The 15,701-nt window shown below is 65.3% G+C and carries 17 protein-coding genes; 12 read left to right on the top strand and 5 right to left on the bottom strand.

Annotation, left to right across the window (positions count from 1 at the left end):
• Positions 1-46 precede the first annotated feature (46 nt).
• From H7A13_05170 to H7A13_05155, 4 genes are read right to left on the bottom strand one after another with little or no spacing between them, the layout of a single operon-like run.
• On the bottom strand, positions 47-1,441 hold the full coding sequence (locus tag H7A13_05170; protein ID MCP5332733.1) for an FAD-binding oxidoreductase: 1,395 nt from the start codon (positions 1,439-1,441) through the stop codon (positions 47-49).
• A gap of 55 nt (positions 1,442-1,496) precedes the next feature.
• Positions 1,497-1,868: a DMT family protein gene (locus H7A13_05165; protein MCP5332732.1), complete on the bottom strand. Its 372-nt coding sequence runs from the start codon at positions 1,866-1,868 to the stop codon at positions 1,497-1,499.
• A 7-nt stretch (positions 1,869-1,875) separates the two neighbouring features.
• Positions 1,876-2,313, bottom strand: coding sequence for a DNA lyase (locus tag H7A13_05160; protein MCP5332731.1), 438 nt, complete (start codon positions 2,311-2,313; stop codon positions 1,876-1,878).
• Positions 2,314-2,357: 44 nt separating this feature from the next.
• Positions 2,358-3,887 (bottom strand): carboxylesterase/lipase family protein, encoded by a 1,530-nt coding sequence (locus H7A13_05155; GenBank protein ID MCP5332730.1) that lies wholly within the window; start codon positions 3,885-3,887, stop codon positions 2,358-2,360.
• 327 nt (positions 3,888-4,214) lie between these two features.
• Between H7A13_05155 and H7A13_05150 the strand changes: the two genes are divergently transcribed.
• From H7A13_05150 to H7A13_05120, 7 genes are all read left to right on the top strand, one after another.
• Positions 4,215-5,324, top strand: coding sequence for an acyl-CoA/acyl-ACP dehydrogenase (locus H7A13_05150; protein ID MCP5332729.1), 1,110 nt, complete (start codon positions 4,215-4,217; stop codon positions 5,322-5,324).
• Positions 5,325-5,375: 51 nt separating this feature from the next.
• Positions 5,376-6,638 carry an acyl-CoA dehydrogenase family protein gene (locus H7A13_05145; protein MCP5332728.1) on the top strand — a complete coding sequence of 421 codons (1,263 nt, stop codon included), beginning with the start codon at positions 5,376-5,378 and terminating at the stop codon, positions 6,636-6,638.
• A gap of 139 nt (positions 6,639-6,777) precedes the next feature.
• Complete coding sequence (locus H7A13_05140; protein MCP5332727.1) at positions 6,778-7,344, top strand: sel1 repeat family protein; 567 nt, start codon at positions 6,778-6,780, stop codon at positions 7,342-7,344.
• Positions 7,345-7,488: 144 nt separating this feature from the next.
• Positions 7,489-8,046 carry a cytochrome b gene (locus tag H7A13_05135; GenBank protein MCP5332726.1) on the top strand — a complete coding sequence of 186 codons (558 nt, stop codon included), beginning with the start codon at positions 7,489-7,491 and terminating at the stop codon, positions 8,044-8,046.
• A 64-nt stretch (positions 8,047-8,110) separates the two neighbouring features.
• Entirely contained in the window at positions 8,111-8,503 is a 393-nt protein-coding gene (locus tag H7A13_05130; GenBank protein MCP5332725.1) for an MAPEG family protein, read from the top strand.
• An 8-nt stretch (positions 8,504-8,511) separates the two neighbouring features.
• Entirely contained in the window at positions 8,512-8,967 is a 456-nt protein-coding gene (locus H7A13_05125; protein ID MCP5332724.1) for a YaiI/YqxD family protein, read from the top strand.
• Positions 8,968-9,080: 113 nt separating this feature from the next.
• Positions 9,081-9,707 carry a TetR/AcrR family transcriptional regulator gene (locus H7A13_05120; protein ID MCP5332723.1) on the top strand — a complete coding sequence of 209 codons (627 nt, stop codon included), beginning with the start codon at positions 9,081-9,083 and terminating at the stop codon, positions 9,705-9,707.
• 6 nt (positions 9,708-9,713) lie between these two features.
• On the opposite strand, the gene H7A13_05115 is transcribed toward H7A13_05120, so the two are convergent.
• The gene (locus H7A13_05115) at positions 9,714-10,073 is read right to left on the bottom strand and encodes a cupin domain-containing protein (GenBank protein MCP5332722.1); all 360 of its coding nucleotides are present in this window, start codon (positions 10,071-10,073) and stop codon (positions 9,714-9,716) included.
• 126 nt (positions 10,074-10,199) lie between these two features.
• Between H7A13_05115 and H7A13_05110 the strand changes: the two genes are divergently transcribed.
• The 5 genes from H7A13_05110 to H7A13_05090 all read left to right on the top strand — a co-directional run bounded on the left by H7A13_05110 (position 10,200) and on the right by H7A13_05090 (position 15,670).
• Positions 10,200-10,565, top strand: coding sequence for a DUF2384 domain-containing protein (locus H7A13_05110; GenBank protein MCP5332721.1), 366 nt, complete (start codon positions 10,200-10,202; stop codon positions 10,563-10,565).
• Between the two features lie 68 nt (positions 10,566-10,633).
• Positions 10,634-11,317 (top strand): RES family NAD+ phosphorylase, encoded by a 684-nt coding sequence (locus H7A13_05105; protein ID MCP5332720.1) that lies wholly within the window; start codon positions 10,634-10,636, stop codon positions 11,315-11,317.
• Positions 11,318-11,427: 110 nt separating this feature from the next.
• On the top strand, positions 11,428-13,008 hold the full coding sequence (locus H7A13_05100) for a 2,3-bisphosphoglycerate-independent phosphoglycerate mutase (GenBank protein ID MCP5332719.1): 1,581 nt from the start codon (positions 11,428-11,430) through the stop codon (positions 13,006-13,008).
• Entirely contained in the window at positions 13,008-14,321 is a 1,314-nt protein-coding gene (locus H7A13_05095; protein MCP5332718.1) for a peptidoglycan DD-metalloendopeptidase family protein, read from the top strand. Before H7A13_05100 ends, H7A13_05095 begins: the two co-directional genes overlap by 1 nt.
• Before the next feature lie 53 nt (positions 14,322-14,374).
• Positions 14,375-15,670, top strand: coding sequence for a S41 family peptidase (locus H7A13_05090; protein ID MCP5332717.1), 1,296 nt, complete (start codon positions 14,375-14,377; stop codon positions 15,668-15,670).
• The last annotated feature ends 31 nt before the right edge of the window (positions 15,671-15,701 follow it).

Here is a 15,701-nt window from a genome sequence, read left to right as displayed (position 1 = left end):
CGGTCTGCTCCGTGGTGCTGCGGGGGACCTGCCGGGCGGCCCCAGGTCAATCGAAGATCTTGCCGGGGTTGAGAATGCCATCGGGGTCGAAGGCCGCCTTGATGCCGCGCATCAGTGCGATCTCGGCCGGGGCGCGGCTGTAGCCGAGGTAGGGCTTCTTCAGCAGACCCACGCCATGTTCGGCGGAGATGCTGCCGCCGGCCCGCTTCACCTCGGCGAAGATCAGTTCGCTGACCTTGGCGCATTCGGCGAAGAAGGCGCTCTTCTCCCAGTTGGCCGGTTTGAGGATGTTGAGGTGGAGGTTGCCATCGCCGATGTGGCCGAACCAGATCACCTCGAATTCGGGATAGTGCTGCTGTACCAGTGCATCGACCGCCTGCAGAAAGGCCGGGATGGCCGAGATGCGCACCGCCAGGTCGTTCTTGTAGGGGGTGAAGGGGGCGATGGTCTCGGAGATGTCCTCGCGCAGCCGCCACAGGTTGCGCAGTTGCGCCTCGCTCTGGCTGATCACGCCGTCGCTGACCCAGCCTGATTCGAGGCAGTGCTCGAAGCAGGCCAGCAGTTGCGCCTCTTCATGTGGCTCGCACTCCAGTTCCACCAGACAGTAGTAGGGGGTGGCCTCTTCGAAGGGGCGTGGCAGGCCGGTGCGCTGCACCACGTGGGTGAGTGCGGCCTCGGAGAAGAACTCGAAGGCGGTCAGGGCCACCCGGCTGCGAAAGGCTGCGAGCACCTCCATGATGGCGGAGAGCCCCGGCACGCCGAGCACCGCCACCTTGAGCGGTCGTGGCGGCAGCGTCAGCCGCAGCGTGGCCTCGACGATCAGCCCGAGGGTGCCTTCGGAGCCGATGAAGAGGTGGCGCAGGTCGTAGCCGGTGGCATTCTTGATCAGCCCCTGGTTCAGCTCGAGCAGTTCACCGCTGCCGGTCACCACCTTCAGTCCGGCCACCCAGTCGCGGGTCAGGCCGTAGCGGATCACCTTGATGCCGCCGGCATTGGTGGCGATGTTGCCGCCGATGCGGCTGGAGCCGGCCGAGGCGAAATCGACCGGATAGAACAGCCCCTGCTGCTGCGCGAACTGCTGCAACTGCGCGGTCACCAGCCCGGCCTCGACGGTGACGGTGCGGTCGATCGGGTTGAAATCGAGGATGCGCTGCATCCGGTCGAAAGCGACCACCAGCTCGCCGTGGGCGGCCACCGCCGCGCCACTGAGGCCGGTGCGTCCGCCCGAAGGCACCAGCGCCACGCCGAACTCGCGCGCCAGCTTCACCAGCGTCACCACTTCGTCGACGCTGCGCGGCAGCGCCACCGCCAGTGGCGCGGGCTCATGCTGCCGGCTCCAGTCGCCGCCATAGGGATGACACTCGACCGGATCGGTCAGCAGACCGCTGCCGAGCAGGGTGTGGAGGTTTTGCAGAAAAGGAGAGGAGGCGAATTGGTTCATCGGCGGTGACTTCGGGTGGATGGCGGGTCATGCGGCTGTGACGCATGACAGCATATCAAATGGCGTTCCAGCGGCTGCGGAAAATGAAGTAGACCGCCCCCAGCACGCAGAGCGCGGCCCACAGGTAGTCGAGCTTCAGCGGCTCCTTCAGGTAGAACAGCGCAAAGGGGACGAAGACCGTCAGGGTGATGGCCTCTTGCAGAATCTTCAATTGGGCGACCGACAGCACGCTGTGGCCGATGCGGTTGGCGGGCACCTGCAGCAGGTATTCGAAGAGGGCGATGCCCCAACTGATGAGTGCGGCGACGATCCAGGGTTTGTGGCTCAACGCCTTCAAATGGGCATACCAGGCGAAGGTCATGAAGACATTGCTGAGCGACAGCAGCAGCACGGTCAGCCAGAGGGGATGGAGGGTGCCGGTCAGCATCGGGATCTCACTGTGCCGTGATCACTTCCCAGGGTTCGATCTCGCCGGCCACCACCCTGAACAGCGGGTGGGGATCGGGTTGCCCCACGCTGTCGAGCCCGTCGAGCCAGGCTGGTGCGCGTGTGTGCAGCTTGCGGACGAGGTGGCTCCACTCGTACAGCAGTTGTCCCTGCGTCACCGGCATGGGCGTCGTCACCTCACCCGGACCGATCTTGGCGGCATCGAAGCGGTAACCGCGGTGGGTCGCTTCGGCATGGACTGCCCGCAGGTAGCTGGCGATGGCATGATCCGGATTGGCACTGCGCGAGAAGCGCAGCAGTTGCGGGTGGCGTTGGTAGCCGCGGGTCTGCCCGGCCAGCACGGCCTGTGCCAGCAGGGCCTCGCGCCAGAGGGCGACCAGGCCCTTGGTGTCGAGGTAACGGGGATGAAGAGACCAGATGCGCATGGGGTCTCATGCTCCAGCGGGTGTGAATTGCTGGGTCGAACCGATCATGCCAGCGACCCCAGAGCCAGGTCGTCGATCGACTCCCAGGCCGCGCGTTCGCGGTCGAACGGCGCCTGTTCGCTGCGACAGCGTTCGCCGAGGATCATCGTGGCACGCTGCTCGGAATCATAGGCAGGCCAGCCCGGATCGCCGTTGCGGGCGAACGCGCTCCAGGCGCTCATGCACTGCCGCGCCAGCGCATCCGCCGCCGCGCCGGTGCCAAAGAAGCCGGCGGCGCCCGGCTTGGTGTGGGTGCCGAAGACATAGGCCAGCTCGATGGCATGGCAGGCGCCCAGTGCGCCGCCGGCGGCCGGCGATTTCCAGTCGAACAGGTAGCTGTAGAGACGGTGCTCATGCGGCTGCTGCCGCTCCAGCAGCCGCAGTGCAGGGATGCGAAAGACGCGGTCGGTCTGAATCGCCATGAACAGCTCGGGCGGGGTGGGTTCGATGCCGCGTGCAACCAGTGTCTGCCGGTAGCTGTCGACCAGTGCGGGGAGTTGGGCGTGGTCGATGAAGTAGCCCAGGCGTTTGAACAGGTTCGCCTCGCTGAGACCGGTGATGGCCGGTTGCAGCGCCCCGAACAGCCGCCACTCATCGGCGGTGGTGCCGACCATCAGCGGAATGCCGGCCGCGACCCCCGCCTCGATCGCTGCATAGGGTCTGACCGGCAGCACCGTGCCGTCGACCACCGGCCGAAATGGCAGACCGCCGATGCGTGCCAGCGGGTAGCCCTCGACCTGCCCATGCTCGATCGACTGCTGCGCCAGCAGCAGCTCTGCCGTGCTGGCCATGCACAGCCGGTCGGCGTCGAGGCCGGTGGCCTTCAGCAGCGCCTCGCCCAGCAGCGGCGCCGAGGCCAGGGTGGCAAAGCTGTGGCAGGCGCCCGATTGCAGGATCGCCTTGTGGAACAGGCCGCGTGCCGCCGGCGACGTCAGCAGGGCGCCGATCGCCATCGCGCCGGCCGACTCGCCGAACAGCGTGACATTGTGCGGATCGCCGCCAAAGTGTTCGATGTTGTCCTGCACCCACTGCAGCGCCTTGATCTGATCGAGCAGCCCCTCGTTGCCGGTGGCGGGAACTGCGCCGGCGGTCGCCGTGGCCAGATGGCTGAAGCCGAAGACCCCCAGGCGGTAGTTGAGCGTGACGACGACCAGGTCGCCGTGGCGGCTCAGCGCATGACCCTCGAACAACCCCTGCCCACCCGAGCCACGGGCGAAGCTGCCGCCATGAATCCACACCATCACCGGCCGTCGGGTCTGGTCGAGGCCGGGGCTCCAGAGATTCAGCGTCAGACAATCCTCCGACTGCGCCGCCTGCTCTGCGCCCATCACGCCATCGAGGGTGGAGCTGCGCTGCGGTGCCCAGGGGCCGTAGTCGATGGCGTCGCGCACGCCGCTCCAGCGCAGGGGATCGGCCGGCGGCCTCCAGCGCAGTGCACCGACCGGTGGTGCGGCGTAGGGGATGCCCTTGAATGCCGCGATGCCCTGATGCAGGCTGCCACGCAGACGGCCGTGGCGGGTTTCGACGATCGGCATGGTGGGCTCCTGGGCAGTGGCGGGGAGATTCATCCGTGCTGGAACGGCCGGTTCTCGATCGGCGTGCAAGCGGTGCAATGGTAGACCGCAGGGGTGGTCGTGGTGAACCCCGCAGCCGCGGCCCCGGGCGTGCCGGAGCCATGCCGGCCGCGGCCGAGCGGTCTGTTTATTCCATCACCGCAGTTGCGGTACCCTAGGTCGCGATCAAGCAATTGGTCGAAGGGTGCATGGGCGATCTGGCCGGTTTGTCTTTGAATCATCGGGTCAGTGTGGATCGCCATGCGCAGGTGAGCGGAACCCCAACAAGAAAGAGGGAGTAAAGAGTCAATGAACTTTCAATTCGACGAAGACCAGGATGCCCTGCGCAGTGCAGCACGCAAGCTGCTGACCAGCAAGGCCACCCTGGAGGCATTCCACAAGCACATGGACCAGGGCAGCGACTATGACAGGGAGCTGTGGGCGTTGATGGCCGAGAACGGCTATCAGGGCATCGGCATTCCCGAAGCCTATGGCGGTGCCGGCATGGGTTACATCAACCAGGTGGTGGTGGCCGACGAACTGGGCTATGTGCTCGCCCACACCCCCTACACCTCTTCGATCGTCGGTGCGGCCGAGGCGATCATGCTGGCCGGCAGCGAAGCGCAGAAGCAGAAGTACCTCCCCAAACTGGCGTCGGGTGAGTGGATCGGCACCTTCGCCTACTGCGAGCAGAATGGCCGCTACGACGCCGAGGGCGTGACCGCCCAGGCCAGTGGCGGCAAGATTTCCGGCACCAAGATGCCGGTCACCGACGCGGCCTGTGCCAATTTCGCCGTGGTGGCGGCGCGTGGCGCGGCCGGTGTCTCGCTCTATCTGGTCGACCTCAAGCAGTCGGGTGTCACCATCGAACCGCTGCGCAGCATGGAGCTGACCCGCAAGCAGGCGGCCGTCAAGTTCAACGGTGCCACTGCCGAGTTGCTTGGTGGCGAGGGTCAGGGTGCGCAACTGCTCGATGCGCTGTACGACCGGATGGCGATTCTGGTGGCCTTCGAGCAACTGGGCGGCGCCCAGCGCTGCGTCGAAATGGCGCGCGACTACTCGCTGGAGCGCTACATCTTCGGCCGGCCGCTGGCGATGTACCAGGGCATCAAGCACCGCATCTCCGACATGCACGCCAAGATCGAGCTGGCCCGCTCCAACTGCCTCTACGGCGCCTGGGCACTCGACAGCAGCCCGGCCGACATCGCCGAGGCCGCCGCCCTGGCCCGCAGCACCCTCTGCGATGCCTACGAGTTTGCCGCGCAGGAGAACCTGCAGGTGCATGGCGGCATTGGCTTCACCTGGGAGGGCAACTGCCACATGTTCGTCAAGCGGATGCGCCACCTCGAGGCCCTGTTGGGCGGCCGCATCCTGTGGCGGGAAAAACTGCTCAAGGCCCTGGAGCGCAAGGTGGCCTGAGTGGCCCCGGCGACCGGTTGCTGACACCCCGATAATCAAAAGGAACGGAACATGGACTTCAACGATACCCCCCAAGAAGCGGCGTTTCGCGCCGAGGCGCGTGCCTGGCTCGACCAGAATGCCGTACTGAAAGACCCGAAAAAATCCGAGCGCTACGGCATGTTCTCCGAAAACGAGAGCAAGGAGATGGTCAAGCAGGCGCAGGCCTGGCAGGCCAAGAAGTACGATGCCGGCTGGGCCTGCATCACCTGGCCCAAGCAGTATGGTGGCCGTGGCGGCACCGTCATGGAGAACATCATCTTCAGCCAGGAGGAGCGCCGTTACGAGACCCCGCCCAACGTCTTCGGCATCGGCCTCGGCATGGCCGGCCCCACCATCATGTACCACGGCACCGAAGAGCAGAAGAAGCGTCACCTGCCGACCATGGCGCGTGGCGACATCATCTGGTGTCAGCTGTTCAGCGAACCAAGCGCCGGCTCTGACCTCGCGGCCCTGCGCACCCGCTCCGAGCGGCAGGGTGACGAGTGGGTCATCAACGGCCAGAAGGTGTGGACCTCCGGTGCCCACTACTCCAAGTGGGGCATTCTGGTCACCCGCAGCGACTTCAACGCACCGAAGCACAAGGGACTGACCTACTTCGTGGTCGACATGGAGAGCCCGGGCATCGAGATCCGGCCGATCAAGCAGATGACCGGCGGCGCCAATTTCAACGAAGTCTTCTTCACCAACGTGCGCATCCCCGACGCCAACCGGCTCGACCGCGAAGGCAACGGCTGGGCGGTGGCCATCACCACGCTGATGAACGAGCGGATGTCGATCGGCACCGGCATGGGGCTCACCCCCGATGCCGCCTACACGGCGCTCACCGCGCTGGCCAAAAACTGCTACGTCAATGGCAAGCCGGCGATCGAGAATGGACTGGTGCGCAGCAAGATCGGCGAGTTCTACAGCCGGTTGAAGGCGCTGGAGCTGACCGGCTACCGCGTGCTGTCGAAGCTGTCGAGCGGTGCCGCACCCGGCACCGAGAGCGCGGTGCTGAAGCTCTCCGGCGGCATTCTGCTGCAGGAGCTTTCGGCCTTCGCGATGGAGCTGCAAGGTCCGTTCGGAGCCGATCACGGGGCGGGTGCCCAGTTCGGCGGCGGACTGTTTCAGGACATCTACCTCGGCATTCCGGCCATGCGCATCGCCGGTGGTTCGGATGAAGTGCAGCGCAACGTCATCGCCGAGCGTGAGCTGGGTCTGCCGCAGGAGGCGCGCATCGACAAGAATGTGCCCTTCAAGGAGATTCCAACCGGCTCGGCCGGCGTGCGCTGAGCGCCAGGCAAACCGCCGATCGAAGGGCCCGGCCACGCCGGGCCTTTCTTTATGTCGGGGTCAGAGGTTTCCAGGGCGGCCGCAAACCGGCATCATCACTTCAACACACTGATTTTTTGATCAAATCCGGGTTCGATCGATGAACAGATTTGTCTACGATGGCAAGCGCCGGCTTTACTTTCTGCTGGGTCTGGCCCTGCTGCTGGTGGCGGGTTACTTTCTCTACTTTCGTGACCTCAATGCCCTGCAGGAGGCGCTCGACGCCTACCAGCAGGGCGATTTCCCCCGGGCCATGGCGCTCTACAATGAACTTGCGGCCCAGCAGAACCCCACCGCGCTCTTCTCGCTCGGCGTCATGGCCGAGCGTGGCGAGGGTGGCCCGGTCGATCGCAAGCAGGCCCGTATCTGGTATCAGCGCGCCGCCGATGCCGGCAACCAGTTTGCCCAGTACAACCTGGGACAGATGTTCAGCCTCGGTCGCAGTGACGAACGCCAGCCCGAGCAGGCCGTGCGCTACTACCAGATGGCTGCCGAGCAGGGCTACGACCTGGCCCAGCTTCGGCTGGGACAGATCTATGCCCATGGCGACGGCGTCAGCCGCAACCTGAGCGAGGCGCGCCGCTGGCTCGAACGGGCCGCGAAGCAGGACAACCCGCTGGCGCGGCTCGAATTGAGCAAGCTGGAGCGAACAGACGACGCGCCTTGAGCAACTGAGTTTCACCACAGCGATCTGCAGCCATGACAAAAAGACTGACGATGGCCTCCCGGAGTGGGCCGAATGCCCGGAGCAGGGTAGAATCGACCTGACTGCCTCGCAGACCACCAAAGTAATAAAAAAGGAGGAGTGACAATGGGTTGGCATAACAGTCCCAAACGCTATGGCCTGACGGCGCAACTGTTCCACTGGGTCACGCTGCTGTTGGTGGTGGCACTCTTTGCGCTGGCCAGTTACTTCGAGGAGATGCCGGCCGGACCCGAGAAGGGGGTGGTGATCGGCTGGCACAAGTCGATCGGCATCACAGTGATGCTGCTGACGCTGCTGCGGCTGGGATGGCGGCTGCTCGACACAGCGCCGCCGCCAGTGTTCGCCCCGACGCAGTGGCAGCAGAGTCTGACGCTCTGGACCCATCGGGGGCTCTATCTGCTGCTGATCGTGCTGCCGTTCAGCGGCTACCTGATGTCGCTGGCCGCAGGAAGGCCGGTGGTGCTGTTCAACCAGATCGCCTTGCCGGTGCTGCTGGGCGAGAACAAGCCGCTGGCCGAGCAGTTGAAAGAGCTGCACGAAATTCTGGCCACGTTGGTTTTTCTGCTGGTGGCGCTGCACAGTGCCGCGGCACTGTGGCATCAGTTCTTTCTGCGCGACTCGCTGCTGTCACGGATGTGGCCGGGTGGCGACGATCAGGCGTGAGCAGGGTAGGGTCGCTTGTGCAGTGCTGTTTTTGCTTTCCCTTTCATCGACTGGAGATTGAATGATGCTGTGGATTGATCTGGTGACGGTGCTGGCCATTCTGGAGTTCCTCACCTTCGGCATGTTGGTGGGACGGGCGCGCGGTCTGTATGGCGTGGCGGCGCCGGCCACCAGCGGCCACGAGATGTTCGAGCGCTACTACCGGGTACAGATGAACACCCTGGAGCAGCTGGTGGCCTTCATTCCCGCGCTCTGGCTGGCTGCGCGTTATTGGTCGCCGGAGTGGGTTGCGCTGGTTGGCGCGGTCTTTCTGGTGGGACGGGTGATCTATCTGCGCGCCTATGTGCGTGAGCCGGCGTCGCGCAGTCTGGGGTTTGCCCTCAGTTTTCTGCCGACCGTCGGGCTGCTGCTGAGCGTGCTGGTGGGGGTGGCGATGAAGGGCTTCAGCGCCGGTTGAGTCTGTCGATGCAGATCTGGGTCGATGCCGATGCCTGTCCGGGCGCGATCAGGGAGATTCTGTTTCGCGCCGCGCAGAAGCGCGCGGTCACCGTGACGCTGGTGGCCAACCAGGCCATTCGTCTGCCCCCTTCGCCCCACCTCAAGATGGTCTGCGTGCCGGCCGGCTTCGACATGGCCGACCAGCGGATTGCCGAGGCGATGCAGCCGGGTGATCTGGTGGTGACCGCCGACATTCCGCTGGCGGCACAGGTGATCGACCGCGGTGGTGTTGCACTCAATCCGCGTGGCCAGCTCTACACCGCTGAAAACATGCGGCAGCAGCTTTCGCTGCGCAACTTCATGAGCGAGCTGCGTGACAGCGGGGTGCGGACTGGCGGTCCGGCCACGCTGAGCCCGCGGGAGCGACAGCAGTTCGCCAATCAGCTCGATGCCTGGCTGACGCGGCGAGCCGGTAACGGTTGATGGCCTGACGGCGCTTGGGAAAGCACGCCAGAACGGCTACAATCCTCGCCAATGTGTGCGATGAGTACATTGCCATCGCACGCTGCTGACCAGCGATAACAATCAAGACCGTCATGATGCATTCCGCAGTCGAACCGAACGATTACCACCACGGCAACCTCAAGCAGGCGCTGTTCGAAGGCGCGCTGCGCCAACTGCGCCAGCAGGGGGCCGAGCGGCTCAGCCTGCGCGCGCTGGCGCGGGAGATCGGCGTCTCCCAGACCGCACCCTATCGCCACTTCAAGGACAAGACCGAGCTGTTGCAGGCGTTGGCGGTCGAGGGTTACCGGAATCTGCGGGCCTGCAATCTGGCGGCGATACGGCTGGCGGGCGATGACCTGCGGGCTGCGCTGCGGGCTGCCGCATGCTCCTATATCCGGTTTGCCAAGGAGAACAGCGAACTGTTCGACCTGATGTTCGGTGGTCTGGTCCGCTGTCGGGCCAATCCGCAACTCGATGAAGCCGGCGCCGCCGCGCTCGGGGTGATCAGTGAACTGATGGAGCAGGGCATTCGCCAGGGCCTGCTGCAAAACCGCGAGAGCCATGCGATGGCCGAGACCGCCTGGGGACTGGCGCATGGCTTTGCGACCATCTTTCGCAACAAACAGGTCGATTGGGATACCGCAGCGCAGATGCGCCACGTCGAGAGCGCCTTCGATCTGCTGCTGGATGGCCTCTGCGTCGATCCACCGCGCGGCTGATCCGCTTCACGTTGCCATCTGGAAAACGGCGAGCCACACCGTCGGGGTATCGGCGGCGGTCGAATCGACCCGATGCCGACAGTGCGCCGGCAGCAGCAGCCAGTCACCGGGTTGCAGCCGATGTTGCTGTAACGCGCCATCCTCCCGTTCCAGCGTCAGGCTGGCCGTGCCTTGCAGCAGCAGCACGAATTCATGCTCCGGTTGTTGATACCAGAAACCCGGCGGGCTGGCCTGCCCGGTCGAGACGATCCGCTCGATGCGCAGCCCCGGATGCTCGACCAGGATCTCGACCCGTTCTTCCGCCAGTTGGCTGGGTAGATCGGTCAGCAGGTTGAGCGGGCCGATGGGCTTCAACGGATGATTCATAGCGCGCTCCTTTGATTTATGTTTCTGCCGTGCATCTGCGTGGAAGGGTGTTGGCAGCCATCTTGATGTGCTATATGCTGCATTCATCAATACAAATGTGCATATATTGCATTCTGGGGGCGGCGCATGGCAACTTCGGTGGCAACGGCAGCAGTGGGGTCGGAGCAGGTGGTGCTGACCAAGGCGCTGCTGAATGCCGGCAAGGCGCTGGGGTTGACCCAGGCGCAACTGGGACAGGTGATTGGCAAGGACCGCACGGCGATCAGCCGCGGCGGTGTCGATCCCGACAGCAAGGCGGGTGAACTGGCGCTGCTGCTGATCCGCTGCTATCGATCGCTCTATGTGCTGGTGGGTGGCGATGTAGCGCAGATGCGGCACTGGATGCAGAGCGAAAACCGCCACACCGGCGGCATCCCGGCGCAGCAGATCAGGCAGGTGCAGGGGTTGCTGACCGTGCTCGAATACCTCGATGCGATGCGGGCCAAAGTGTAGCCGTGGAGATCTGGACGGCCTGTCAGGCCGAGGTGACGTTGCGGCCGCTGGACGGCATCCTGCTGCGGATGGTCGAGAGTCAGGAGCAGGTGGCGACCACCGCCCTGGTCGATGACCTGACCGAGCAGGCCCTGCTCGAACGGATGCTCGAGCGTACCAAGCCGGCGCCGCGCCCCGGCACCGGGCGGCTGCACTACCTGCTGGCCACCCCCTGGCGCTATCCGCCACTGAGACATGGCTCGCGGTATGGCCGGCGCAGTGAGCCGAGCCTGTTCTATGGCTCACTGTCGCTGACCACGCTGCTGGCCGAGGTGGCCTACTACCGGCTGCTGTTCCGGGCCGGCATGGTGCAGCCGGCCACGGCGATCTATCGGACGCAGCACACCCAGTTCTCCGCCAGCTACCGCACCGAACAGGGGCTGTCGCTGCAACGGCCGCCCTTCGACCGCTACCGCGACTGGCTGATCAGCCCCGATGATTACAGCGCGACCCAGCCACTGGGCAGCCGGCTGCGCGCCGCCCAGGTCATGGCCTTTGAATACCCCTCGGCGCGTGACCGCGCGGGCGGGATCAACATTGCGCTGTTCGAGCCGGGCGCGCTGGCCGTCGAACGGCCGCTGGAGCAGGAGGAGTGGCTGTGCGAGACCAGCGATCAGCAGGTGCTGTTCCGCAGCCGCAGCCAGCCGCAGCCGATCATCCACCATCGCGATGCCTTCACCGTGGCTGGCGTACTGCCGGCCCCGGCCAGTTGAGTCTCGGTGTGGCACCGATGGCGCGTTGCGCCTGCGGGTGACAGCGCCTAGCATTGGCAATTGATCTGTTGAACAGCGCCCTTTCACCGATTTTACCGAAGGAATTTCGCATGGAGACCACCCGCAAGCCCACCGTGCTGACCATCCTCGATGGCTGGGGCCACCGTGAGGCATGTGAGGCCAATGCCATCGCGCTGGCCGATACACCGGTGTGGGATCGGCTCTGGCGCGAGGCGCCACATGGGCTGATCTCCGGTTCCGGCCACGATGTCGGGCTGCCGGAAGGGCAGATGGGCAACTCCGAGGTGGGCCACATGAATCTCGGTGCCGGTCGGGTGCTCCATCAGGATCTGACCCGCATCGATCTGGCGATCGAGCAGGGAACCTTTGCCGACAATCCGGTGCTTGCTGCGGCCATCGCACAGGCCGTGCAGGGCGACCGCGCGCTGCATGTGCTGGGCCTGCTGTCGCCGGGTGGCGTGCACAGCCATGAGGATCAGATTGCCGCGCTGCTTGAGGCGGCGGCGCAGCGCGGGGTGCAGCGGCTCTACCTGCATGCCTTTCTCGATGGACGCGACACGCCGCCGCGCAGTGCGGCGCCGTCGTTGCGGCGCATGGAGAACCTGCTGGCCGGTTTTCAGGGTGCCGACTGTCGCATCGCCTCGGTGATCGGTCGTTACTATGCGATGGACCGCGATCAGCGCTGGGAGCGGGTCGAACAGGCTTATGCGCTGATCGTCGATGGTCAGGGGCGGCATCAGGCGGCGAGCGCGACTGCTGCGCTGGAGGCGGCCTACGCCCGCGGTGAGGATGATGAATTCGTCACCGCCACCCGGATCAGCGATGCCGACCATCCGCCGGTGACCATGCAGGATGGCGATCTGGTCATCTTCATGAATTTTCGTGCCGACCGCGCCCGACAGATCAGCTACGCCCTGACCCGCGATGACTTCTCCGGTTTCGTTCGCGCGCGCCGGCCGAAGCTGGGCGCCTTCGTCACCCTGACCCGCTATGCCGAGGATCTGGCGGCCCAGGTGGCCTATCTGCCGGACCGTCCGGTCAACGTGCTGGGCGAATATCTGTCCAGCCTTGGCAAGACGCAGTTGCGTATCGCCGAGACCGAGAAGTATGCCCATGTCACCTTCTTCTTCAGCGGCGGACGCGAAGTCCCCTTCGCCGGCGAGGAGCGCATCCTGATTCCGTCACCGAAGGTGGCCACCTATGACCTGCAACCGCAGATGAGTGCCGAGGCGGTGACCGACCAGATGGTGGCGGCCATCGGCAGCGGCCGGTTCGACCTGATCGTCTGCAACTATGCCAATGGCGACATGGTCGGCCACACCGGCAAGCTGGAGGCGGCCATCCTTGCGGTGCAGACGCTCGACCACTGCCTGGGCCGGCTGATCGAGGCGATCGATGCCAGCGGCGGCGAGATGCTGATCACCGCCGACCATGGCAATGTCGAGAAGATGCTCGATGACGAGACCGGTCAGCCGCACACCGCCCACACCAGTGACCTGGTGCCACTGGTCTATGTCGGCCCCCGGACGCTGCAAATCAAGGCGGGCGGCGTGCTGGCCGATGTCGCACCCACCCTGCTGGAGCTGATGCAACTGCCGATTCCGGAGGAGATGACCGGCCACTCGCTGATCGAGCCGGTGCAGCCGCAACGGCATCTCGCCCGCGGTTGATGACGACTCTGGCGCTTCTCCAGCGCTGCCGACCGTGGCTGGTCATCCTCTGGCTGCTGCTGGCCTCGGCCAGCGCCAGCGCCGAGGAGGGCACCACCCGCCAGCGCATTGAGCAGGTCAGGCAGGGCATCGGCGAGGCCACCCGTTGGCTGAAGGATGCCGTCGGCCAGGGCGATGCCATCACCCGGCAACTGCGCAACAGTGAGCTGGCGCTGGCCGAACACAAAGCGGCGCTCGCTGCCAGCGCGACGCAGATCCGCCAGCACGAAGCCGCCATCGCCGAACTCGACGGACGGCGCCAGCAGTTGCAGCAGCAGCTCGATGAGCAGAAGCAGCAGATCGCCGAGCAGTTGCGGCTGGCCCAGCGCAGCGGCCAGGATGAGCCACTCAAGCTGCTGCTCAACCAGCAGGATCCCAGCCAGGTGGCGCGGTTGATGAGTTATTACGGTTACCTCAGCCGGGCGCAGAACAGCCGCATCGAAGCCTATCGGCGCAACCTGGCCGAGCTGGATGCGCTCGAACCGCGCATCCGCCAGCAGCAGGAGGCGCTGCAGGCGGCGCAGCGACAGCAGCAGGCACAGCTCGCCAGCCTCGAGCAGGAGCGAACCCGCCACAGTGCCGCACTGAACCGGCTGCAGAGCAGCATCGTCGACAAGCAGAGCGAGCTGAAGCGGCTCGAAAAAGACCGTGCCGAGTTGCAGCAGGTGCTCGAAGCCATTCTGGCCGCCAACCGTGAAGCCGAACGCAAGCGGGCCGAGGCCGCGCGACGTCAGGCCGAGGCGGAACAAAAACAGGCCCAGCAGGCAAAAGCGCGTGCCGAGCGTGCACAACAGGCAGAAAAATCGGCTTCGGCCAAGGCCGAGGCCCCCAGGCATGACGAAGAGGCACCCGCCAGGGAGGTCGTTGCGTCGCCCAGGGGCGGTTTCGCCCGTGGCCAGTTGCCCTGGCCGGTCCGCGGTAAACTGCTCTACCGCTATGGCAGTGCCGGTGCCGGCGGCATCGCCCGCCAGGGCATTCTGATCGCCGCGCAAGAGGGCAGCCCGGTGACCGCCGTGCAGGGTGGTCGGGTGGTCTTCGCCAACTGGTTGCGTGGAACCGGGCTATTGCTCATCATCGACCACCAGAATGGCTTCATGAGCCTCTATGCCCACAATCAGAGCCTCGGCAAGAGGGTGGGCGACGCGGTCAGGACCGGCGAGCCGATCGGCACGGTCGGATCGAGCGGTGGCCAAAGAAGCAGCGGTCTGCACTTCGAGATTCGCTATCAGGGCCAGCCCCAGGATCCGCTCACCTGGCTGACGCCACCTGGCTGAGCCGGTCCGATCCATTCTCCTGTCTCCTCACCTCCTCACTGGAATGACCCTCAATGGCCTTCAAACCGCACCGTCCGCTGTTGCTTCTGCTGCTCTGCGCCGTCGTCGTCAGACCGATGGCGGCCCCTTCGGAACCGCGCGATCCGCTGCCGCTCGATGATCTGCGCATCTTCGTCGAGGTGTTCGACCGCATCCGCACCGCCTATGTGCATGAGGTGGACGACCGGACCCTGCTGCGCAACGCCATCAAGGGGATGCTGAACGAGCTCGATCCGCACTCCAGCTATCTCGACGCCGAGAGTTTCAAGGAGCTGGAGGTGGGCACCACCGGCGAGTTCGGTGGTCTGGGCATCGAACTGGGTGTCGAGGATGGTTTCATCAAGGTGATCACGCCGATCGATGACACCCCGGCACAGCGTGGCGGCATCGAGGCGGGTGACATCATCCTCAAGATCGACGAGCGGTCGATGAAGGGGGTCGACCTGAGTGAAGGGGTCAAGCTGATGCGCGGCGAGGTCGGTTCCAAGGTGACGCTGACCATCATGCGCGAAGGCGAGCAGCAGCCGCGCCAGTTCACGCTGGCGCGCGACACCATCAAGCTGCCCAGCATCAAGAGCCGGCTGCTCGAGTCGGGCTATGGCTACCTGCGCATCGCCCAGTTTCAGGCCAACACCGGCACCGACCTGCTGAAGGCGCTGGAGAAGCTGCGCAAGGAGGCCAAGCCGCTGCGGGGGCTGGTGCTCGATCTGCGCAACAATCCCGGCGGTCTGCTCGACGCGGCCGTCGCGGTGGCCGATGCCTTCCTGAGCGATGGCCTGATCGTCTACACCCAGGGGCGGCTGTCCGACTCCAGAATGACCTATGGGGCGACACCGCCCAATCCGGCCGGCGAGATGCCGGTGGTGGTGCTGACCAATGGCGGCACCGCCTCGGCGGCCGAGATCGTTGCTGGCGCGCTGCAAGACCAGCACCGTGCCGTGATCATGGGCACCAGCAGCTTCGGCAAGGGGTCGGTGCAGACCATTTTGCCGCTGACCGAGGAGACCGGTGTCAAGCTGACCACCGCCCTCTACTACACCCCGTCCGGCCGGTCGATCCAGGCCGAGGGCATCCAGCCCGACATCGTCGTCGAGCGTGCCCGCATCACCCGGCTCAAGGAGGATGATCGGTCGATCAAGGAGCAGGATCTCGCCGGCCACCTGCTCAATGGCAGCCACAAGAATGAGCCATCCAGCAGCAGGAAAAAGCCGGCGGAGCAGGATGAGCTCGACGGCGACTACCAGTTGCAGGAGGCGCTCAACCTGCTCAAGGGGCTCGCCATTCTGAACCGGCCACTCAAGGGGGGCTGATAGGCCACGGTCGGCTGTCGCGAAGGGTGGT

This window comes from Pseudomonadales bacterium, assembly GCA_024234215.1.
Lineage (GTDB): Bacteria > Pseudomonadota > Gammaproteobacteria > Pseudomonadales > UBA5862 > JACKOQ01.
The sequence above is the reverse complement of the archived record's forward strand: the minus strand, read 5'-3'. Positions and strand labels throughout refer to the sequence as shown.